The sequence below is a fragment of the Streptomyces sp. NPDC048057 genome (assembly GCF_040653095.1).
Taxonomy (GTDB): domain Bacteria; phylum Actinomycetota; class Actinomycetes; order Streptomycetales; family Streptomycetaceae; genus Streptomyces.
Genome location: NZ_JBEZNF010000013.1, coordinates 16,360 through 37,663 on the forward strand (window position 1 = coordinate 16,360; position 21,304 = coordinate 37,663).

The 21,304-nt window shown below is 71.5% G+C and carries 19 protein-coding genes and 2 tRNA genes; 12 read left to right on the forward strand and 9 right to left on the reverse strand.

Features of this window, described 5'->3' with window-relative positions; genetic code table 11:
- Positions 1–14 precede the first annotated feature (14 nt).
- Together AB0E05_RS16750 and AB0E05_RS16755 are read left to right on the forward strand one after the other, a co-directional pair.
- Positions 15–695: an AIM24 family protein gene (locus tag AB0E05_RS16750; RefSeq protein WP_361963920.1), complete on the forward strand. Its 681-nt coding sequence runs from the start codon at positions 15–17 to the stop codon at positions 693–695.
- A 19-nt stretch (positions 696–714) separates the two neighbouring features.
- Positions 715–1,455, forward strand: coding sequence for an AIM24 family protein (locus AB0E05_RS16755; protein WP_361963922.1), 741 nt, complete (start codon positions 715–717; stop codon positions 1,453–1,455).
- A 113-nt stretch (positions 1,456–1,568) separates the two neighbouring features.
- Here AB0E05_RS16755 and AB0E05_RS16760 read toward each other — a convergent pair whose 3' ends face one another.
- Together AB0E05_RS16760 and AB0E05_RS16765 are read right to left on the reverse strand one after the other, a co-directional pair.
- Positions 1,569–2,132: an NUDIX hydrolase gene (locus tag AB0E05_RS16760; RefSeq protein WP_361963924.1), complete on the reverse strand. Its 564-nt coding sequence runs from the start codon at positions 2,130–2,132 to the stop codon at positions 1,569–1,571.
- Positions 2,129–3,655, reverse strand: a complete 1,527-nt coding sequence (locus AB0E05_RS16765; RefSeq protein ID WP_361963926.1) for a zinc-dependent metalloprotease — start codon at positions 3,653–3,655, stop codon at positions 2,129–2,131. The genes AB0E05_RS16760 and AB0E05_RS16765 overlap by 4 nt, the downstream gene beginning before the upstream one ends.
- 193 nt (positions 3,656–3,848) lie before the next feature.
- Here AB0E05_RS16765 and AB0E05_RS16770 point away from each other — a divergent pair, with 193 nt between their 5' ends.
- The 4 genes from AB0E05_RS16770 (at position 3,849) to AB0E05_RS16785 (ending at position 7,285) form a co-directional block, all read left to right on the forward strand.
- On the forward strand, positions 3,849–4,976 hold the full coding sequence (locus tag AB0E05_RS16770; RefSeq protein WP_361963928.1) for an SDR family oxidoreductase: 1,128 nt from the start codon (positions 3,849–3,851) through the stop codon (positions 4,974–4,976).
- A 92-nt stretch (positions 4,977–5,068) separates the two neighbouring features.
- Positions 5,069–5,527, forward strand: coding sequence for a molybdenum cofactor biosynthesis protein MoaE (locus AB0E05_RS16775; RefSeq protein ID WP_361963930.1), 459 nt, complete (start codon positions 5,069–5,071; stop codon positions 5,525–5,527).
- A 261-nt stretch (positions 5,528–5,788) separates the two neighbouring features.
- Positions 5,789–5,956, forward strand: a complete 168-nt coding sequence (locus AB0E05_RS16780) for a hypothetical protein (RefSeq protein ID WP_361963932.1) — start codon at positions 5,789–5,791, stop codon at positions 5,954–5,956.
- A 240-nt stretch (positions 5,957–6,196) separates the two neighbouring features.
- Complete coding sequence (locus tag AB0E05_RS16785) at positions 6,197–7,285, forward strand: PDZ domain-containing protein (protein WP_361963934.1); 1,089 nt, start codon at positions 6,197–6,199, stop codon at positions 7,283–7,285.
- 48 nt (positions 7,286–7,333) lie between these two features.
- Here the strand turns inward: AB0E05_RS16785 and AB0E05_RS16790 are convergent, their stop codons facing one another.
- The gene (locus AB0E05_RS16790) at positions 7,334–7,948 is read right to left on the reverse strand and encodes a PPA1309 family protein (RefSeq protein WP_361963936.1); all 615 of its coding nucleotides are present in this window, start codon (positions 7,946–7,948) and stop codon (positions 7,334–7,336) included.
- Positions 7,949–8,156: 208 nt separating this feature from the next.
- Here AB0E05_RS16790 and AB0E05_RS16795 point away from each other — a divergent pair, with 208 nt between their 5' ends.
- The 4 genes from AB0E05_RS16795 to AB0E05_RS16810 all read left to right on the forward strand — a co-directional run bounded on the left by AB0E05_RS16795 (position 8,157) and on the right by AB0E05_RS16810 (position 13,790).
- Complete coding sequence (locus AB0E05_RS16795) at positions 8,157–11,120, forward strand: UPF0182 family protein (RefSeq protein WP_361964323.1); 2,964 nt, start codon at positions 8,157–8,159, stop codon at positions 11,118–11,120.
- 60 nt (positions 11,121–11,180) lie between these two features.
- Positions 11,181–11,254, forward strand: a tRNA-Met gene (locus AB0E05_RS16800).
- Positions 11,255–11,494: 240 nt separating this feature from the next.
- Positions 11,495–13,564, forward strand: a complete 2,070-nt coding sequence (locus AB0E05_RS16805; RefSeq protein ID WP_361963938.1) for a sel1 repeat family protein — start codon at positions 11,495–11,497, stop codon at positions 13,562–13,564.
- Between the two features lie 152 nt (positions 13,565–13,716).
- Positions 13,717–13,790 (forward strand) — tRNA-Met (locus AB0E05_RS16810).
- A 138-nt stretch (positions 13,791–13,928) separates the two neighbouring features.
- Here the strand turns inward: AB0E05_RS16810 and AB0E05_RS16815 are convergent.
- A complete protein-coding gene (locus AB0E05_RS16815; protein WP_361963940.1) occupies positions 13,929–14,339 on the reverse strand; it encodes a Fur family transcriptional regulator in 411 nt (136 codons plus the stop codon).
- Positions 14,340–14,466: 127 nt separating this feature from the next.
- Here AB0E05_RS16815 and AB0E05_RS16820 point away from each other — a divergent pair, with 127 nt between their 5' ends.
- Positions 14,467–15,939 carry a catalase gene (locus AB0E05_RS16820; RefSeq protein ID WP_361963942.1) on the forward strand — a complete coding sequence of 491 codons (1,473 nt, stop codon included), beginning with the start codon at positions 14,467–14,469 and terminating at the stop codon, positions 15,937–15,939.
- A gap of 84 nt (positions 15,940–16,023) precedes the next feature.
- On the opposite strand, the gene AB0E05_RS16825 is transcribed toward AB0E05_RS16820, so the two are convergent.
- Entirely contained in the window at positions 16,024–16,425 is a 402-nt protein-coding gene (locus AB0E05_RS16825) for a CBS domain-containing protein (protein WP_361963944.1), read from the reverse strand.
- 191 nt (positions 16,426–16,616) lie between these two features.
- Positions 16,617–17,420, reverse strand: a complete 804-nt coding sequence (hisN, locus tag AB0E05_RS16830) for a histidinol-phosphatase (RefSeq protein WP_361963946.1) — start codon at positions 17,418–17,420, stop codon at positions 16,617–16,619.
- Between the two features lie 204 nt (positions 17,421–17,624).
- Here hisN and AB0E05_RS16835 point away from each other — a divergent pair, with 204 nt between their 5' ends.
- Positions 17,625–18,326 (forward strand): helix-turn-helix domain-containing protein, encoded by a 702-nt coding sequence (locus tag AB0E05_RS16835; protein ID WP_361963948.1) that lies wholly within the window; start codon positions 17,625–17,627, stop codon positions 18,324–18,326.
- A 23-nt stretch (positions 18,327–18,349) separates the two neighbouring features.
- Here AB0E05_RS16835 and AB0E05_RS16840 read toward each other — a convergent pair whose 3' ends face one another.
- The 3 genes from AB0E05_RS16840 to aroA all read right to left on the reverse strand — a co-directional run bounded on the left by AB0E05_RS16840 (position 18,350) and on the right by aroA (position 21,204).
- The gene (locus AB0E05_RS16840; RefSeq protein WP_361529442.1) at positions 18,350–18,673 is read right to left on the reverse strand and encodes a multidrug efflux SMR transporter; all 324 of its coding nucleotides are present in this window, start codon (positions 18,671–18,673) and stop codon (positions 18,350–18,352) included.
- A gap of 155 nt (positions 18,674–18,828) precedes the next feature.
- Positions 18,829–19,842 (reverse strand): ribosome small subunit-dependent GTPase A, encoded by a 1,014-nt coding sequence (gene rsgA, locus AB0E05_RS16845; RefSeq protein WP_361963951.1) that lies wholly within the window; start codon positions 19,840–19,842, stop codon positions 18,829–18,831.
- Between the two features lie 15 nt (positions 19,843–19,857).
- Positions 19,858–21,204, reverse strand: coding sequence for a 3-phosphoshikimate 1-carboxyvinyltransferase (gene aroA, locus AB0E05_RS16850; protein WP_361963953.1), 1,347 nt, complete (start codon positions 21,202–21,204; stop codon positions 19,858–19,860).
- Between the last annotated feature and the right edge of the window lie 100 nt (positions 21,205–21,304).

The window sequence follows — 21,304 nt, forward strand, 5'->3', positions numbered from 1 at the left end:
GGGAGCCCGAAGACATGAACCAGCAACTCGCGGGCTTCGCCCCGACCCCCCTCGCGGCCCGGATGGAGAACCACGGCCGCACCATGCTCAAGGTCGCCATGGCCACCGGCCAGGACCTGTTCGCCCGCACCGGCTCGATGGTCGCCTACGAGGGCTTCGTCCAGTACGAGGCCAATCCGCCGGCCGCCCGGCAGGCCGTGGCCCAGTGGGCCACCGGCGAGGGCGCGCCCATCATGCGCTGTCACGGCGACGGCGTGCTCTACCTCGCCGACTACGGCGCGGACGTCGTCGTCATCTATCTGAACAACGACTCGCTCTCGGTCAACGGCAGCAACGTGCTCGCCTTCGACGCCCACCTCCAGTGGAGCGTGGAGAAGGTCAAGGGCATGGCCAAGCTCGCCGGCACCGGCTTGTGGAACGTGGAGATCGCGGGCACCGGCTGGGTGGCCCTGACCTCCCGCGGCACTCCGATCGTCGTGGACTCCGGCCGGGGCCAGGACGAGACCTACGTCGACCCGGACGCCCTCGTGGCCTGGTCGCCCAATCTGAAGGTGAAGGCCAAGCGCAGCCTCAAGGCCGGCGCACTGATCGGGCGCGGCACCGGCGAGGCGTACCAGATGGCCTTCTCCGGGGAGGGCATCGTCGTCGTCCAGCCGAGCGAGGACAACACCGACCGGCTGCGGATCCGGGGCTGAGGGGGAGCGAAGAACAGCCATGCAGAGCCCACTTTTCACCTACGGCGAGCAGCAGAGCCAAGAGCGCTTCGCCATCCAGAACCCGCAGTTGCTGCGGGTCGCCCTCAACGGCAGTGACGACGTGCTGGCCCGCAAGGGCGCCATGGTCGCCTACCAGGGAATGGTCGACTTCGACGGCGAGTACCAGTCGCCGAGCCAGCGGCGCTCGCGCGCCCGGACCGGCGAGGGCCTCGACCTGATGCGCTGCTCGGGGCAGGGCACCGTCTTCCTGGCCAACCTCGCGCAGCACATCCACCTCGTGGACGTCGACCGCGGGGGCATGACCGTCGACAGCTCCTACGTGCTGGCGCTGGACTCGCAGCTGAACACCGAAGTGCTGGCCGTCGACAGCGAGTACGGCATCTCGGGGTCCGGGAAGTACCAGCTCAACATCACCGGTCAGGGCAAGGTCGCCCTGATGACCTCGGGTCAGCCGCTGATGCTGCCCGTCACGCCGGAGTCGTACGTCAACGTCGACTCGGACGCCATCGTGGCCTGGTCGACCGGGCTGCGCGTGCAGATGCAGGCGCCCACCACCTCCACGAGCGTCCGCACCCGGCGCGGCAGCACCGGAGAGGGCTGGGAGCTGAGCTTCCTCGGCCAGGGATTCGTCCTGGTGCAGCCCAGCGAGGTCATGCCGCCGCAGAACGCGTCGATCGGCGGCGGTCTGCGCGGCCAGTTCGGCGCGGACGGTCAGAACCGGAACAACGCCTGGAACTGAGCCACACCCATGTGTAAGGGGCGCCCTCCCTCGGAGGGCGCCCCTTACACATGCCGACCCGAGTTCGCATGGAGCACGTGCCGGCCGCCGAGAAGCGCGGCGACCGCGGTACGTCAGTGCTGGCGTTCCAGCGCCGTCCGGGTCCGCTCCACCAGTCGTACGACGGAGCCGTCCGCGACGTCCGACACCTCGTCGTACCCGAACCAGCGCAGGTCCAACGATTCGTCGCTGATCGCGGCGACCGCGTCGGCCGGGGCGAGGGCCGCGTACTGCACGTCCAGGTGCCAGTGGCACGGAGCCGGGATCGCGTGCCGGTCCAGGCTGACCGGGGTGGCGTCGTCGGGGCCGAGACCCAGCAGCGTCAGCCCGTCGATGCCGGACTCCTCCGTGGCCTCGCGCAGCGCCGCAGCAGCCAGCGTCGGGTCCGCCGGCTCGCAGTGGCCACCCATCTGGAGCCACATGCCGAGCTTCTTGTGGAGCGTGAGCAGCACCCGCCCGCGCTCCACGTCCACGACCAGGGCGCTGGCCGTGACGTGGCCCGCCTCGCACGCCTTCCACATGCCGTCCGGGTGGGTCGACAAATGGTCCAGATACTGCTGGCGCAGCCCGGCCTGGGCGGCGTCGCCCCCGTCCTCGTAACCCTTCAGCACGAGGACGGCGTCATCGTGCAGGCTCATCGACCGGGGCCGTCCTGACCGGTCTGGCCGTCCTGGCCGCCTTCGTCGTCCTTCTTGCCCTCGGCGTCGCGGCTCGCGTCACCCTGGGAGTCCTCGGAGTTCTGGGAGCCCTGTGACCCCTTGGAGCCGTGGGAGCCATGGGCGCCGGCGTCGCCGGACGCCGCCTCGCCGAGCATCTTGTCCAGCTCGGAGAAGTCCAACTGCTCACGGTGGACGAATCCGTCCGGATCGTCCAGGTCCGAGGCCGTCGGCAGCATGTCCGGGTGCTCCCACAAGGCGTCACGGCCGTCCATCCCGCGGGCGTCCGTGAGCGAGGCCCACAGCCGGGAGGCGTCCCGCAGGCGTCGCGGACGCAGCTGGAGGCCGATCAGCGTGGCGAACGTCTGCTCGGCGGGCCCGCCGGACGCACGACGGCGGCGCAGCGTCTCCCGCAGCGCCCCTGCGGACGTCAGACGGCTCGCAGCGGCCTCGTGCACCACTGCGTCCACCCAGCCCTCCACGAGGGCCAGAGCCGTCTCCAGACGGGCCAGGGCGGCCTTCTGCTGCGGAGTGTCCTCCGGCTGGAACATGCCCTGCTGGAGCGCCTCCTGGAGCTGCTCCGGATTCGACGGGTCGAACTGCCCGACGACGTCCTCCAGCTTGCTGGTGTCGACCTTGATGCCGCGGGCGTACCCCTCGACGGCGCCGAACAGGTGCGAGCGCAGCCACGGCACGTGGGCGAAGAGGCGCTGGTGGGCCGCCTCGCGCAGGGCGAGGTACAGTCGCACCTCCTCCTTGGGGACGCCGAGGTCCTTGCCCAGCGCCTCCACGTTCAGCGGGAGGAGCGCGGCCTTGCCCGCGGGGCCCAGCGGCAGCCCGATGTCCGTCGAGCCGACGACCTCACCGGCGAGCACGCCCATGGCCTGCCCGATCTGCTGGCCGAACATGGCGCCGCCCATGGAGCGCATCATGCCGATCAGCGGGCCCGCCATGGCCTGCATCTCCTCCGGGAGCACACCGCCCATGGCGGTGCCCACGCGCTCCGCGACCGGATCGACCAGCTGCTTCCACGCCGGCAGCGTCGCCTCGACCCACTCGGCGCGGCTCCACGCCACGGCGGTGCTCGCACCGGAGGGCAGGGACGTCACGCCGTCCAGCCACAGGTCGGCCAGGCGCAGGGCCTCCTCGACCGCCGTGCGGTCGGTGGCGCTCACGGACTCGTCCTTGACGCCGTCGGACGTGCCCTGGGAGACGGTCTGGCGGGCGATCTGCTTGGCCATGTCCCAGTTCACCGGGCCGCCCTCATAGCTCAGCATCTGGCCGAGCTGCTGGAAGGCGGCGCCCAGGTCATTGGGGTTCAGCGAGCCGAACATGGCCGCGAACGGATTGTCCCCGCCGCCGGGCCCCGAGCCGAATCCGAAGGGATTCTGGGGCGAGGAACCGCCGGTGCCGCCGCCACCGGAAGCGGGATCCTTCTTCTTGCCCTCGTCGCCGGGCTCCGGCTCCTCCGGCGGAAGGCCGAATCCGAATGGGGTGTCACTCACGGGTTTCCTCGGCTCCTAGGGCCGCCGGCTCCTGGCCGACGGCGAATGCCCTCACAACACCACCCAGCGTAGACATCCCGGCCCGCATATGGGCTCGGTGCTCCGTCGGCTCGTGGCCTGCGGCAGGATGGACGCCACCTGGTCCGTACGCGTCATTCGAGTACGTACTGAAGACAACCGCTGGAGACACCTGGTGAGTTCCCCAGATCCGCAGGTTCGCGGAGCGCGAAACCGCTCAACCCCGACCCCCGGCGACGGACCCGCGGGACGCGGACCCGTCGTCGCGGTCACCGGTGCCGCCACCGGTACCGGTGAGCTGTTGACCCGGCGGCTCGTCGCGTCCGACGAGGTCAAGCAGGTGGTCGCCGTCGACGAACGCCTGGGCGACGTCCCCGAGGCGCAGTGGCACGTCCTCGACGTCCGCGATCCGGCCATCGCCGAGAAGTTGCGCGGCGTCGACGTGGTCGTGCACCTCGCCCTCGACCTCGACCTGGAGACGGACGACGCCGCCCGGACCGCGTACAACGTACGCGGCACCCAGACCGTACTGACGGCCGCTGCCGCCGCGGGGGTGCGCCGCGTGGTGCTGTGCACCTCCGCCATGGTGTACGGCGCGCTGCCGGACAACGACGTCCCGCTCTCCGAGGACGCCGAGCTACGGGCCACGGCCGAGGCCACCGCCCTCGGCGACCTGCTGGAGATCGAACGCCTGGGCCGCCGCGCGCCGCGCGCGCACCCCGGCCTCAACGTGACCGTGGTGCGCCCCACCGTCCTGGTCGGCGGCACGGACACCGCGCTCACCCGCTACTTCGAGTCGCCGCGCCTCCTGGTGGTCGCCGGATCCCGTCCGACCTGGCAGTTCTGCCACGTCGAGGACCTGGTCAGCGCCCTGGAATACGCGGCCCTGGAGAAGGTGGAGGGCGAGCTGGCCGTCGGCTGCGACGGCTGGCTGGAGCAGGAGGAGGTCGAGGAGCTGAGCGGCATCCGGCGCATGGAGCTGCCGTCCGCCGTCGCCCTGGGCGCCGCCGCGCGCCTCCACCGGATCGGCGTCACCCCGTCGCCCGCCGGGGACCTCGCGTACACCATGCACCCCTGGGTGGTCAGCGTCAGCAGGCTGCACGACGCGGGCTGGCGCCCGCAGTGGACCAACGAGGAGGTGTTGGCCGCCCTCCTGGAGGAGGTGGAGGGCCGGCACACGGTGGCGGGCCGCCGGCTCGGCCGCAAGGACGCAGCCGCGGCGGGTGCGGCGGGCGCGACCGTCGCCCTCCTGGGCACCGCTGCCCTGGTGCGCCGTGCCCGCAAGGCGCGCCGACGCCTGTAGGGGAGCGGCCCCGGAGGGAGATCCGGGCGCCCGCACCCGGTCCGTGGTGACGGCCGTTTCCCGTTGTCAGTGGCGTGCGGCACGATGGGGCCATGACCACCACCCACGACCATCCGGGGGAGCGGGCGGTCGGCGATCCCCTTCGCCTCCTCGCCGTCCGCGACTCGCCGCTCTCGGTGGACGAGGTCTTCCGCGCCGTCGGGGACGACGCGGCGGGCGGCACCGCCCTCTTCGTCGGCACTGTGCGCAACCACGACGGCGGAGCGGACGTCGCGGCGCTGGGCTACTCGGCTCACCCCACCGCTGAGGAGGAACTGCGCCGCGTCGCGGAGAAGGTCGCGGCGGACTTCCCCGTACGGGCCATGGCCGCGGTGCACCGGGTGGGCGACCTGGCCGTGGGCGACCTGGCCGTGATCGTCGCCGTGTCCTGTCCGCACCGGGCGGACGCGTTCGACGCCTGCCGCCGGCTGATCGACGACCTCAAGCGCGAGGTCCCCATCTGGAAGCACCAGACGTTCTCGGACGGCACCGAGGAGTGGGTGGGGGCCTGAGGAGCCGGCGCGACGGCACGCCGACTCGATCGGACGGTCCGGGCGACACGCCGACGACACACCGGCGGCGCCTCGATCCCGCCGTGATGGAGCGCCGGATCACCGGCCGTACGGGCCCGGAGTCACCCCGAACGGCCCAAGGCGCCCGATTTGCGTAACCAGGTCCCTGCGCCGAGCGTTGGAGCAGTGGATGATTAATCTGTTGATCACTCAGCCGGACTCGGTCCGGTTGCGTTTCTTTTCTGGGGTAGGGAGGTCGCGATGGCAGCGCTCGCCTGGTTGCTGATTCCATTGTTCGCCGTCGTCGGAGCCGCGATATGGGGAGGCTGGGCCTCGCGCAGCCGGACCGCCGGGGACGTGGCGGAACTCGCCGGCTATGCACGGTTCCGGGACGCCATGGAGAAGGCCGGCAGCGGCTCCGGCCAGTAGGCCGCTCGGCCACGAGGGGGCGGGGCCCGGGACGGGCCCTCTCGCAGGGTCGGCAGGGGTGGTCACCACCCGGCCGGACCACCCGCGCCGCGCGCCGCCTCGCCGCGGGCGAGTGACGACCGATCGGTATCCGCCAGATCCAGCTCCAGCTTCTGATGGCTCCCCTGACCATCCGCGGGCCGTCCCCGGACGGACCGGCCCGGACGGTGCGCTGACAGCCTCGTCCCGTACTGTCGTTCCATGCCACGCCGCACTACGACGATGCTCACCGCCACGCTGATCTTCGTCGCGCTGCTGTTCGCGGGGATCCTCATCCCGGTGAAGTACTCGGAGATGTCGCCCGGGCCCACGGTGAACACCCTCGGCGACGCGGGTGGCGAACCGGTTCTGCGGATCACCGGGCGCAAGACGTACCCCACCTCCGGCAACCTCAACATGACGACGGTCCGGGTCACCGGCGCCGACTACCGGATGAACCTCGTCGAGGCGCTCTACGGCTGGCTCGCCCACGACAACGTCGTCGTGCCGCACGACACGCTCTACCCGGACGGGCAGACCGAGGAGCAGTCCACGCAGGAGAACGCCGAGGAGTTCAGCCAGTCCCAGGAGAGCGCGAAGGTCGCCGCCCTGAAGGAGCTGAAGATCCCCGTGCAGTCCCGGGTCGTCGTGGCGTCGGTCCTCAAGGACTCCCCGGCGCAGGACACGCTGCACGCCGGTGACGTCATCAGGGCCGTCGACGGCACGGCCGTCAAGCAGCCGGGTGACGTCGCCAAGCTCGTCACCCGGCACAAGCCCGGTCAGGACGTCGTCTTCACCATCGTCCCCGCGAAGGAAGCGGCGGCGGCCGAGAAGGCGGGCCGGAAGCCGGACGCGACCGAGCAGGTCACCATCACCACCGCGAAGGCGGATTCGGGGGACCGGGCCGTCGTCGGCATCCAGGCCGGGACGGACCACACCTTCCCCTTCACCATCGACATCAACCTCGCCGACGTGGGCGGCCCCAGCGCCGGCCTGATGTTCGCGCTGGGCATCGTCGACAAGCTCACCCCCGGCGACATGACGGGCGGCACGTTCGTGGCGGGCACCGGCACGATCGACGACGAGGGCAAGGTCGGACCGATCGGAGGCATCGCGATGAAGCTGGTCGGGGCACGGAACGCGGGCGCCCAGTACTTCCTGACGCCTGCGGGCAACTGCCCCACCGCGGCCTCCGACACCCCCAGCGGACTGAAGCTGGTGAAGGTCGACACGATCGCCGACGCCACCGACTCCCTGGTGAAGATCAAGGCGGGCGACACCGCGGACCTGCCCACCTGCACCAAGGGCTGACCCCGGCTCACCGCCACCGCGACCCAAGGGCAGCGCCGGGGAGGGCCCTCACGCCTCGAAGGTCGCCGTCAGCGCGTCCGCAAGCCCCGGCACCAGGTCCGAACCCGTCAGGACGTCCGTCGCCGAGTCCTTCTCACGCAGCCGCAGCGCGGACTCGCGCGCACCGTCGCGCAGCACGGCCACCGTCATCCGCACCTCCTGCCGGTCCGGGTGCTCGGCCACCCAGCGGGCCAGCCCCGCCTCGTCCAGGTGCTGCGGCACCGACGCCTCCGCCGACGGCGGCAGCATCTGGCGCTCCACGGTGAGCGCGCACCCCGCCACCGCATCGGGCCAGGCGATCGTGGCGAGGAACTCGTCGAGCGGTGCGCCCGCCGGAATCTCGTCCTGCTCGATCGGCGTCAGCGGCGCCGCTTCCTCGTCGCCGTCCAGCCCGAGCTGCGCGGCCAGGGAGGGCTCCTGGGTGCGCAGCCGCGCGGTGTCGACGAGGGCGAACAGCCGCGCCGGCTGGTCCCAGCCGAGCTGGGCCGCGTACTCGTCGATCTCCAGTACGGCCCTGGTCAGCGGGGAAGCGGCGATCGGGCCGCCCGCACCGGGGCCCGCGGGCCGGGCGGACGCGGAAGCGGCAGAGGAGGCGGAGGGGGACGTGGGGGATTCGTTCGGCATGGACCTCATCCTGCCTTCTTTCACCCCGGTGGCGAGAATCGGCCGCGCTCCGGGCGAAGTGGACCCCCGGTACGGGAACTAGGTAAAGCCTCAGTAAGTTGCAGTAATGGGCTCTACGATCGCGGGGCCCGCTTGACCCGACCGTCCGGCAGCGCGCCGGGCGGTCATACCGACCGCGAACTTCGAGGTGCGCACGTTGGCTTTCCAGATGCCGGACCGCGGCGGAGGCCCCCCGACCGGGCCACGGATCAGAGTGGGCCGGCCGTCCCGGCGCATCCGCACCCTGCTCATGACACTCGGCGTGCTGGCGGTGCTGGCCATGGCGTTCGTCATGTTCGCCGGGTTCTGGACGGACTGGTTGTGGTACCGCTCCGTCAATTACTCGTCGGTGTTCACCACCACCCTGTGGACCAAGATCGGCCTGTTCGCCGTCTTCGGCCTGCTCATGGCGGTCGCGGTCGGCCTGAACATCTGGCTCGCACACCGACTGCGCCCGCCGCTGAGCGCGATGTCGCTGGAGCAGCAGAGCCTCGACCGCTACCGCATGGGCATCGCCCCGTACAAGAAGTGGGTGCTGCTCGCGGTCACCGCCCTCGTCGGGCTGATCGCCGGCGCCTCCGCCACCGGCCAGTGGAAGACCTGGCTCCAGTGGGTCAACGGAGTGTCGTTCGGGCAGAAGGACCCCCAGTTCAAGATGGACGTGTCCTTCTACGCGTTCGACCTGCCCTGGTACCGCTTCCTGCTCGGCTTCGGCTTCGCGACCATCGTGCTCTCCCTGATCGCGGCCGCGCTGACGCACTACCTCTACGGCGGACTGCGGATCACCAGCCCCGGCGCGCGCGCCACCGCCGCGGCCACCGGACACCTGTCGGTGCTGCTCGGCCTCTTCGTCTCGCTGAAGGCCGTGGCGTACTGGCTCGACCGGTACGGCCTGGCCGTGAAGTCCAGTGACATCAAGTCCACGGACAACTGGACGGGTCTGCGCTACGTCGACGCGAACGCCTACCTCCCGGCGAAGACGATCCTCTTCTGCATCGCGGTCATCTGCGCCGTGCTCTTCTTCGCGACGCTGTGGCGGCGCACCTGGCAGCTGCCGGTCATCGGCTTCGGCCTGATGGTCCTCTCCGCGATCCTGATCGGCGGGCTGTACCCGGCCATCGTGCAGAAGTTCCAGGTCCAGCCGAACGAGCTGGCCAAGGAGAGCCCGTACATCCAGAAGAACATCGACGCCACGCGTGAGGCGTACGGGATCGACCAGGCGAAGCAACAGGACTACAGCGGCAAGGTCGACCCGAACCGCAAGGCGCAGCAGCGGGCCGCGGCGAACAGCGCCGCCAGCTACCGCGTCGTGGACTCCAACGTGGTCTCGCCCGCCTTCCAGCAGCTCCAGCAGCAGCGCGAGTACTACCAGTTCCCGACGACGCTGGACGTCGACCGCTACCCGGGCGCGGACGGCAAGCCGCAGGACACCGTCATCGGTCTGCGCGAGCTCGACCTCAACGCCATTCCGAAGGAAAAGCGGAACTGGATCAACGACCACTTCAACTACACCCACGGCTACGGCGCGATCGCGGCCAAGGGCACCAGCGTGGTCACCGATCCGAACAAGGGCACCGTCGGGTCGCCGGACTTCACCGAGTCCGGGCTGCCGACCACCGGTCAGCTGCCCAAGCACGAGCAGCGGGTCTACTACGGCGAGAAGACCGCGCAGTACTCGATCGTCGGCGGCCCCCAGCGGGAGCTGGACTACGAGCCGACCGGCGGCGACACGCAGTACACGAGCTACAAGGGCAAGAGCGGCGTCAGCCTCTCCAACACCTTGAACCGCGCGGCGTACGCGGTGGCCTTCAGCGAGCCCCGGATCCTCTACTCGGGCGCCATCGGCGAGGGCTCGAAGATCCTCTACAACCGCACGCCCAAGGAGCGGGTCGAGGCGGTCGCGCCCTGGCTGACGATCGACGGCGACGCCTATCCGGCGGTCGTCGAGGGCCGGATCCAGTGGATCGTCGACGCGTACACCACGACGAACGGCTATCCCTACGCCTCCCGGACGACGCTCGGCGACACCACCGCCGACTCGCTGACCACCAGCCAACGCGCGGTCGTCGCCCAGCAGAACCAGGTCAACTACATCCGGAACTCGGTCAAGGCCACCGTCGACGCCTACGACGGCTCGGTGAAGCTGTACCAGTGGGACACCAAGGACCCGGTGCTCAAGACCTGGATGAAGGCGTTCCCCGGCACGGTGAAGCCCAAGGGCGACATCAGCCCGGAGCTGAAGTCCCACCTGCGCTACCCGCAGGACATGTTCAAGGTGCAGCGCGAGCTGCTGACCCGGTACCACGTCACCGAGCCCGACCAGTTCTACAGCGGCTCGGACGCCTGGCAGGTGCCGGACGACCCGACGAACAAGAAGGACACCAGCGCGGTCCCGCCGTACTACCTCAGCCTGAAGATGCCGGGCGACGAGGAGCAGAAGTTCTCGCTGACGACGACGTTCACGCCGTCCGGCCGGCCGAACCTCAGCGCGTACATGGCGGTGGACGCGGACGCCAACAGTCCCGACTACGGCTCCATCAGACTCCTGAGAGTCACCGGGACCGTCCAGGGTCCCTCGCAGGTGCAGAGCGAGTTGAACGGCGTGCCCGAAGTCGCCACGTTCGTCCGTGACCTCAGAGGCACCGACTCCGACATCGAGTACGGAAACCTCCTGACGATCCCCTTGGACGGCGGCTTCCTCTACGTCGAGCCGGTGTACGCGCGCGGTGGCAGTGCGAACTATCCGCTGCTGAAGAAGGTGGCCGTCGCCTACGGCGGTGGCAAACCGGTCTTCAAGGACAGCCTGACGGAGTCGCTGGACGCGGCCTTCGGGCAGCAGACGGCCGAGGAGCCACCGGGCGAGGACACGACCAAGCCGCCGACGCCGCCGACGACCCCGCCGGGGGCGAACGACCCGGCGACGAAGAAGGCCATCGAGGACGTGCTGAAGGCGTACGACGAGGTGAACGCGGTCCTGAAGAAGGACCCGACGGACCGTGAGGCCGTCGGTCGGGCGGAGGACCAGCTCGACGCGGCGCTCGAACGGCTGGCTGCGGCCCAGCGGGGTGCGGCAGCCCCGCCGGCCCAGCCACCGGCGGGCACGAAGTCGCCACCGGCGACCAAGGCGTCATAGCCGGTGCCGATGGTGTGAGCTGGAGCCATCCCGCGTCGTGATAGTGTCACTACACACCGACGCGGGGTGGAGCAGCTCGGTAGCTCGCTGGGCTCATAACCCAGAGGTCGCAGGTTCAAATCCTGTCCCCGCTACTGAATCGAAGAGGGCCCGGATCCTTTGAGGATCCGGGCCCTCTTCGTGCGTATACGCACCCGACGGGACGGTGGGGGAGCGGGACGCGGAGAACTCGACACCGAGAACTGCGCGCGCCGACGGGCAAGTTGGGCCCGAGAGTGTTTGACTTATCTCTCTGTGGGCATGTCGACAAAACGCTGAAGTGACCTCACTGGCTGCGATATACCAGATGTACGCGGGTTGCGGGTGGTGCGACGATGGAATTTATGGGGGACAGGGCAACTCTGTTGGAGACAGGGCGGTTTGTGCAGCGTCATGCTGGAACCGCAGCAGATGCACCGCATGTGACGACGAACACTGGTGCGCCTGATGCAAGCGGTGCCAGTGTTGACGCTGTGGAGACCGCCGGTACGGAAGCGCGGCACCGCCGGGCAGCAGACGGCGGCGACACCGCTTCCATGAGCGTGCTCGGTGCGCTGTTGCTGCGCCGTGGCGACCTCGACGACGCCGAGCCGTATCTGCGGTCCGCGACGGCCGCGGGCGACCGGGCCGCCGCGAACAACCTCGGCGTGCTGCTGCACCAGCGGGGCTATCCGGAGGAGGCGGCCGGCTGGTGGCGCGTCGCCGCCGTCGCCGGGTCCGCCGCCGCGGCGCACGCGCTCGGGCGGCACTTCCGCGAGCGCGGCGACGAGCCCGCCGCGGAGTACTGGCTGCGCCAGTCCGCCGAGCAGGGCCACGCCCTCGGCGCGTACGCGCTCGCCGACCTGCTGGAGCACCGCGGCGACGTGGGGACGGAGCGGTGGCTGCGCGCCGCCGCCGAGCGCGGGCACCGGGAGGCGTCGTACCGCCTCGCCCGGATCCTGGAGCTGCGCGCGGCCGAGGAGACCCGGCCGCCCGGCTCGCTCGACCGCACCGAGCCCGCGGCCCGCGCCTCCCTCGGCGTCCGCACCGAGTCCGGGATCCGTACCGAGTTCGGCTTCCGGGCCGAGACCGGCTTCCGCGGCGAGCCCGGGTCCCGCACCGACATCCCCGTGGCGGGCGCGGAGGGCGAGACGGACGACGGCAGGGGCCGTGCGGACACCTCGACCCGCAACCGGCCCAAGGGGCCGCTGTCCCCGCTCGACGAGGCCGCCCAGTGGTACCGACAGGCCGCGGCGCGCGGCCACCGGCGCGCCGCGCTGTACCTCGGCGCCATCCTGGAGAAGCGCGGCGAGCTGAAGGAAGCCGGCCGCTGGTACCTCACGTCCGCCAAGGACGGCGAGGCCAGGGCCGCGTGCGCCCTCGGCTTCCTGCTGCGGGACGCGGGCGACGAGGAGAGCGCCGCGATCTGGTGGCTGCGGGCCGCGCAGGAGGGCGACGGGAACGCCGCGAACGCGCTCGGCGCGCTGCACGCCGCCCGCGGCGAGCCGCAGACCGCCGAGCGCTGGTACCGCGCCGCCATGACGGCGGGCGACGTCAACGGCGCGTACAACCTCGGTCTGCTCTGTGCGGCCCAGGGGCGCATAGCGCAGGCCGAGCAGTGGTACCGCCAGGCCGCTTACGCCGGCCACCGCGAGGCCGCGAACGCGCTCGCCGTGCTGCTCCTCCAGGCGGGGGACGCGCTCGGCGCCGAGCCGTGGTTCTCCAAGGCCGCCGAGGCCGGCAGCGTCGACGCGGCGTTCAACCTCGGCATCCTCTACGTCGGCCGGGACGACGACCGCAACGCGCTGGTCTGGTACGAGCGGGCCGCCGCCGCCGGGCACACCGAGGCCGCGCTCCAGGTCGGCATAGCGCGGCTGCGCGAGGGTGACGAGCGGACCGCCGAGCGCCATCTGCGGTGCGCCGCGGGCGGCGGGAGCGCGGAGGCGGCGTTCCGCCTGGCCACGCTCCTGGACGCGCGCCAGCCGCCGCAGAGCCGGCCCGTGCTGGGCGAGGCGGCGGTGGGCGAGAAGACCGAGTGCGAGGAGTGGTACGAGCGTGCCGCCGAGCAGGGGCACCGCCGGGCGCAGGTCCGGGTCGGGATGCTCGCCGCCGCGCGGGGCGACCTGGGCGAGGCCGCGCGGTGGTACCGCGAGGCGGCCGAGGCGGGCAGCCGCAACGGCGCGTTCAATCTGGGGCTGTTGCTCGCCCGCGAGGGGAACGAGCGGGAGGCCGCGCTGTGGTGGACCAGGGCCGCCCGCGCGGGCCACGGACGTGCCGCGCTGCGCCTGGCGCTGCTGGCCGCCCGGCGCGGCGAGCTGGCCGAGGGCAAGCGCTGGTGCGTCCGGGCGGTGGAGCTGGGCCCGGCGGAGGTCGCGGAGCGGGCGGCCCGCCTCCAGGAGGCGCTGCACCAGGAGCTCACGGCGTAGGGCGTCCGCGGGGCCCTGTGCGGGGCGCGCACCCAAGGTGAGCGCCCCCCACTCGCAGAGGCCGCGCAAGGCCCGGCACCGCCCGTCCGGGCGGGGCGATCGGAAGCGATTTGCACTGGCCGGTCGGAGCAACGTAGTGTGGTGTTCACCGACGCGGGGTGGAGCAGCTCGGTAGCTCGCTGGGCTCATAACCCAGAGGTCGCAGGTTCAAATCCTGTCCCCGCTACTGAAGACGGCGGCCCGGTACTCATCGAGTACCGGGCCGCCGTCGTGTGCGTGGATGCGCTCACGGCACGCCGTGTTCGTGCGGCGAGGCGTGCGGGCGCGGTGCTTGTGCGGAGAGGGGTCCGGGCGCGCCGCGTCGTTACGCGCAGTTCGGACAGACGCCGCGGTACGTGACCTCGACGTCCGAGACCGTGAAGCCGAAGCGCTCCGACTCGGGCAGGTCTGCGAGGGGATTGCCGGCCGGGCGCACGTCACGGATGGCGCCGCAGCGGGCGCAGACCAGGTGGTGGTGCGGGCGGTGGGCGTTCGGGTCGTACCGCTTGGCGCGGCGGTCCGTGGCCACTTCCAGGACCTCGCCGAGCGAGACCAGTTCGCCGAGGGTGTTGTAGACCGTCGCGCGGGAGATCTCCGGCAGCTTCTCCGTCGCCCGTGCGTGCACCTCGTCGGCCGTCAGATGGACGTGGTCGCCGTCGAGGACCTCCGCCACGACGCGCCGCTGCGCGGTCATGCGCCAGCCGCGTCCGCGGAGTCGTTGCAACAGGTCACTCATAAGGACCAGCCTAACAGTGGTGGGACCTAGATCCCGAACGGGTGTGACTTTGGAAGCTCACTTGACTTAGACAAAGTCCATCGTAGGATCGAGACCGGCGAACGCCAAGGGACAGAGACACACGCGGATGACGCAGGAGGCACACGTGACGACGCAGGGACCGCTCACCACGGAGGCCGGGGCGCCGGTAGCCGACAATCAGAACAGCGAGACCGCGGGCGTCGGCGGGCCTGTTCTCGTCCAGGACCAGCTGCTGCTGGAGAAGCTGGCGCACTTCAACCGCGAGCGCATTCCGGAGCGCGTCGTCCACGCGCGCGGTGCGGGGGCCTACGGCACCTTCACCGTCACGAGGGACGTCTCGCAGTGGACGCGCGCCGCCTTCCTCTCGGAGGTCGGCAAGGAGACAGAGACCTTCCTGCGCTTCTCGACGGTCGCGGGCAACCTCGGTGCGGCGGACGCGGTGCGCGACCCGCGCGGCTTCGCGCTGAAGTTCTACACCGAGGAGGGCAACTACGACCTCGTCGGGAACAACACCCCGATCTTCTTCATCAAGGACGCCATCAAGTTCCCGGACTTCATCCACACCCAGAAGCGCGACCCGTACACCGGCTCGCAGGAGGCGGACAACGTCTGGGACTTCTGGGGCCTCTCGCCCGAGTCGACGCACCAGGTGACCTGGCTGCACGGCGACCGCGGCATCCCCGCCTCGTACCGCCACATGAACGGCTACGGCTCGCACACGTACCAGTGGACGAACGAGGCCGGCGAGGTCTTCTGGGTGAAGTACCACTTCAAGACCGACCAGGGCATCAAGACCCTGACCGCGGCCGAGGCCAACAAGCTCGCCGGTGAGGACCCGGACAGCCACCAGCGCGACCTGCGGGAGTCGATCGAGCGCGGGGAGTTCCCGTCCTGGACCGTGCAGGTGCAGGTCATGCCCGCGGCCGAGGCGGCGAACTACCGCTTCAACCCCTTCGACCTGACCAAGGTCTGGCCGCACGAGGACTACCCGCCGGTCGAGATCGGCAAGCTGGAGCTCAACCGGAACCCGGAGAACATCTTCGCCGAGGTCGAGCAGTCCATCTTCAGCCCCGCGCACTTCGTGCCGGGCATCGGCCCGTCCCCGGACAAGATGCTCCAGGGCCGTCTCTTCGCGTACGGCGACGCCCACCGCTACCGCGTCGGCATCAACGCCGACCACCTGCCGGTGAACCGCCCGCACGCCACCGAGGCGCGCACCAACAGCCGGGACGGCTTCCTCTACGACGGTCGGCACAAGGGCGCGAAGAACTACGAGCCGAACAGCTTCGGCGGCCCGTTCCAGACTGACCGTCCGCTGTGGGCGGCGACGCAGGTCACCGGGGCGACGGGCACCCACGAGGCGCCCAGTCACACCGAGGACGACGACTTCGTCCAGGCGGGCAACCTCTACCGGCTGATGTCGGAGGACGAGAAGGCCCGGCTGATCGAGAACCTGGCCGGCGGGATCGCCGGGGTGTCGCGCGACGACATCGCCGAGCGCGCGATCAACAACTTCCGCCAGGCGGACGGTGACTTCGGCAAGCGGCTGGAGGCCGCGGTCCAGGCCCTGCGCGGCTGACGGACGCTTGTCGTAGGAGGAGGGGCCGGGCCCGTCGGAGCGCGACGGGTCCGGCCCCTCCCGCATGCGGTGCCCCGGTCGTGCTCAGCCCACCAGGGTGGTGTGCTGGCGGCGGTCCGGGGCCCAGCAGCGGACGATGTCGCGTACGGAGACGACGCCGACGGGGCCTTCGTCGTCCAGCACGATCAGATGTCGGAAGCCGCCGTGGGACATGGCCTCCGCCGCCTCCTCCAGGGTCCAGGAGGGCGCCGCGAAGACGACGTCGGTGGTGGTGTGGGCACCTGCGGTCTCCAGGTCCGGGTTCTCCCCGGTGCCCACCGACGTGAGGATGTCGCGCTCGGTGATGATGCCCATGCCCTCGGCGTCGGTGTCGAGGACCACGGCCGCGCCGACCCGGCGCGCGGCCATCAGACGGGCGGCCTGACGGAGGGTGTGAGCTGGCCCGATGGTGAGGACCACCGTGCTCATGGCGTCACGGACGAGCATGGATGGAGCCACCTCCTAGGAGGACCGGTTCCTTAGAGAACCGATTCACAAGTTCACAAGTGGGGTGACTTTCAGAGTTGCAGGTCAGCCGGGTGGCAGCAAGGGGGTGGGCCCGGCCTTTCCGACCGGGCCCACGACGTGCGCTTCTCGGGTGGCCCGCGACGGGCGTGCGCCCCCGGGCGGGCCGCTAGCTAGGCGCCGCGGCTGCCCACGTACCCCAGCAGCTCCTCGTGGAGCAGCCCGTTCGACGCCGCCGCGTTGCCGCTGTGCGGGCCGGGGCGGCCGTCGAGCCCGGTGAACGTGCCGCCGGCCTCCTGCACCACGATCACGTTGGCCGCCATGTCCCACAGTGACAGCTCCGGCTCCGCACAGATGTCCACCGACCCCTCGGCGACCATCATGTACGGCCAGAAGTCGCCGTACCCGCGGGTCCGCCAGCAGGCGCGGGTCAGGTCGAGGAAGCCGTCCAGCCGCCCCCGCTCCTCCCAGCCGGACAGCGAGGAGTACGCGAAGGAGGCGTCCTCGATCCGGCCCACGCGGGACACCCGGATCCGGGAGGCCGAGGTGAGGGAGCGGCCGGTGTACGCGCCGGCGCCCCGCGCGGCCCACCAGCGCCGTCCCAGCGCGGGCGCGGAGACGACCCCGACGACCGGCTCGTACCCGTCGTCGCCCTGCACCGTGAGGGAGATCAGCGTCGCCCACACGGGCACGCCGCGGACGTAGTTCTTCGTGCCGTCGATCGGATCGACGATCCAGCGGCGCGGGCCGGTGCCCGCCGTGCCGTACTCCTCGCCGACGACGGCGTCCCTCGGCCGGGCCCGCTGGAGGTGGCCGCGGATCAGCTCCTCGGCCGCACGGTCGGCCTCGCTCACCGGGGTCATGTCCGGCTTGGTCTCGACCTTGAGGTCGATCGCTCTGAAGCGCTCCATGGTGGCGGCGTCGGCCGCGTCCGCGAGTACGTGGGCGAGGCGCAGGTCATCGTGGTAATCGGCCATGATCCTCACTCTATCGAGCCGGTGCGGTCCCGTGCCGGGCCCGGATTCCGCCCGGATCGGACCCCGCGGCGGGCAGTGCGGGGGGTCGCACGCGGGCCGTCCGGGGTCGCTCCCGCAGGCCCCCCTCCGCCCCCGCAGCGGCCCTTGACACCTTCGGACGGCCCGTCAACTCTGGGCGCAGTGCCCTGCGGTCTGGAGGTGCCGGTGCCCACAGCGCGAGAGTCCCTGCTGAGTGCCGCACTGCTGGCGCTCGATGAACGTCCCTGGTCAGCGGTGCGGATGGTGGACGTCGCGGCAGCCGCGGGCGTCTCCCGGCAGACGTTGTACAACGAGTTCGGCGGCAAGGACGGCCTGGCGCGGGCACTGGTGCGGCGGGAGGCCGACGCGTACTTCCACGGAGTGGACCGGTTGCTGCGCGACCGGCCCCCGTGCGCCTCCCCGGTCACCGCGGCCCTCAACGGAGTCAACGCGGGAGCCAACGGCGGCGGGGTGGTCGACCGGCTCGTCGCCGTCGCGGAGTGGACGGTCACCCAGGCGCGCGCCAGACCCGTGCTGCACGCACTGCTCACGGGTTGCTGGGGCGAGCGGCTGCCGGCCCCCAGACCCGTCGGGCCCGGTGCGCCGCAGGGCGGGGCGCCCGCGCAGCGCCGCGCGGACGCGGGCCCGCCCGACCCCGCTGACCTGGCCGCGGCGATACGGGACCGTTCGCTGGCGGCGCTCTCGGCGCTCACCAGGGGCGGGGGCGGCGGCTGGGACGCCGGTGGGAGCGGGCGCACGCCGGAGGAGGTCGCCGTGCTCGCGTACCGCTGCGAGGTCGCGGTCCGGCTGGCGCTGTCGTACGTGGTGGCCCCGGACGGCGACGGAGTCGGCTCGATCGTGCGGACCGCGGTCGGTCGCCCCTTCTAGTCGCCGTCGCACGGCGTGGGGCGTCAGTGCGTGGAGCCGGAGAGCTGGAGGCCGATGACGCCGACGATCACCAGCGTGATGGAGACGATCTTCAGCGTCGAGACCAGGTCGCCGAGGAAGATCATGCCGTAGATCGCCGTGCCGGCCGCGCCGATGCCGGTCCACACCGCGTACGCCGGGCCCACGTCGAGCCGCTTCAGCGCCAGCGTCAACAGGCCGAAGCTGCCGAGGGCGAAGGCCGCGAAGGCGACGGTGGGCCACAGTCGGGTGAATCCGTGGGAGAGCTTCAGACAGACCGCGAAGCCGGTTTCGAGAATCCCGGCGACCACCACGAGCAGCCACGCCATGGAAAGTGCCTCCCCAACAGTCGGTGACTGCTTCGTCGGTCTTTGATGCGATTATGCACTTACCAACATCAGTAGCCCGCAAACCTGCCCGAGCCGCTGCGCTGCGCGTCGCAGCCGCCCCGCGCGCCCCGGCACACCGGGTGTGACCAGCGGTGTCAGTCGCCCTCGTGCCGCTCGCGGGTGGCGAGAAGTCGCCGCAGTGAGACGAGGCGCGCCGGGTCGGCGTGGCCCTCGGCCACCCAGGCGTCGAGCGCGCAGTCGGGCTCGTCGTGGCTGCACGCACGCGGGCAGTTCTCCGTGCCGGGCTCCAGGTCGGGGAAGGCGTGGATGACGCGTGCCGGGTCGACGTGGTTCAAGCCGAAGGAACGTACGCCCGGGGTGTCGATCACCCAGCCGCCGTCGTTGCCGGTGAGCGGGAGCGCCAGCGCCGAGGTGGTGGTGTGCCGGCCGCGTCCGGTGACCGCGTTGACGTGGCCCGTACTGCGTCTGCGGTCCTTCGGCACCAGTGCGTTGACCAGCGTCGTCTTGCCGACGCCGGAGTGGCCGACGAAGGCGGTGGTGCGGCCCACCAGGTGCTGGAGCACCCGGTCCGCCGCGACGCCGTCCTCGAACTCCTCGCGGGTGGTGACGATGTACGGGACGCCGAGCGCGCCGTACATCGCCAACAGCTCGTCCGGGGGCGCCAGGTCCGACTTCGTCAGCACCAGCAGCGGATCGAGCCCGCCGTCGAACGCGGCGACGAGGCAGCGGTCGATCAGCCGCGGCCGTGGCTCGGGGTCGGCGAGCGCGGTGACGACGGCCAACTGGTCGGCGTTGGCGACGACCACCCGCTCGTACGGGTCGTCGTCGTCCGCGGTGCGGCGCAGCACCGAGGTGCGGGGCTCGATCCGGACGATGCGGGCCAGGGTGTCCCTGGCGCCGGACAGATCGCCGACGAGCGCGACCCGGTCCCCGACGACGGCCGCCTTGCGGCCCAGCTCGCGGGCCTTCATGGCGACCACGACCCGGTCGTCGACGAGGCAGGTCAGCCGGCCGCGGTCGACGGTGAGGACCATCCCCTCGGAGGCGTCCTCGTGCTTGGGCCGGATGTTCGTCCGCGGGCGGTTGCCCTTGCGGTTGGGACGTACGCGGACGTCGTCCTCGTCGGGGTTCTTGCCGTAGCGCCGCATGTCCTCAGATCCCGTTCAGCTTTCGGCCCCCGCAGTTCGGTCGGTGCCGAGCATGGCGGACCACATCGCCGGGAAGTCGGGCAGCGTCTTCGCGGTCGTGGCGACGTTCTCGATCTCCACGCCCTCGACGGCGAGCCCGATGATCGAGCCGGCGGTCGCCATGCGGTGGTCGTCGTACGTGTGGAAGACCCCGCCGTGCAGGGGGCGCGGGCGGATGTGGAGGCCGTCCTCGGTCTCCGTCACGTCGCCGCCGAGCCCGTTGATCTCCTTGGTGAGCGCGGCCAGCCGGTCCGTCTCGTGCAGCCGCAGGTGGGCCACGCCGCGCAGCGTCGAGGGCGAGTCGGCGAGGGCGGCGACCGCCGCGATGCCGGGGGTCAGCTCGCCGACCTCGCTCAGGTCCACGTCGATGCCGTGCACCCGGCCGCTGCCGGTGAAGGTCAGGCCCAGGTCGGTGAGTTCGCAGGCGCCACCCATCTCGGTGAAGATCCGGCGCAGGGCGTCACCGGGCTGGGTGGTGCGCTCGGGCCAGTCGGGGACGGTGACCCGGCCGCCGGTGATCAGGGCCGCGGCCAGGAACGGCTGGGCGTTCGACAGGTCGGGCTCGATGGTCAGGTCGCGGCCGAGCAGCGCGGAGGGGGAGACCCGCCAGACGTTGGGCTCGCCGCCGGTCTCCGGCTCGTCGACCTGCGCGCCGACCGCGCGCAGCATGTCGACCGTCATGCGGATGTGCGGCATGGAGGGCAGCCGGGCGCCCACGTGCCGGACCTCGACGCCCTGGTTGAAGCGGGGGGCGGAGAGCAGCAGGGCGGAGACGAACTGGGACGAGGAGGACGCGTCGATCTCCACGGGGCCGCCGTCGAGGGCGCCGCCGCCGTGCACGGTGAGCGGGAGCGCGCCCCGGCCGTCGTCGTCGATCCGGGCACCGAGGGCGCGCAGCGCGTCGATCACGCCGTGCAGCGGACGTTCATACGATCGGGGGTCGCCGTCGAAGCGGACGGGGCCGTCCGCGAGGGTGGCGACGGGCGGCAGGAAGCGCATCACGGTGCCGGCGTTGCCGACGTCGACCGTGGCGGGGCCGTGCAGCCCGGCGGGGATGACGCGCCAGCTCTCGCCCTCGCCGTCGGGGCCGACGCCCTCCTCGATGCCGACGCCGAGCGCCCGCAGCCCCTCGGCCATCAGCAGGCTGTCGCGGGAGCGCAGCGGGCGGCGCAGCCACCCCGGCTCGGCGGCCAGCGCGGCCAGCACCAGGGCGCGGTTGGTGACCGACTTGGATCCGGGCACGGTGACGGTCGCGTCGACGGCGCCGGTCGCGTACGGAGCGGGCCAGAGGGCGGGGGCGTGGTGCACGGAGGCTTCGGTCATGGCCAATACTTTAGTGGCTCGGGCCGGGCCTCGATCTTGATCAAATGCGGGGAAACAGGGGCGTAACCGGCATGTGATAACGAAGTTCCTGAACGGTGCT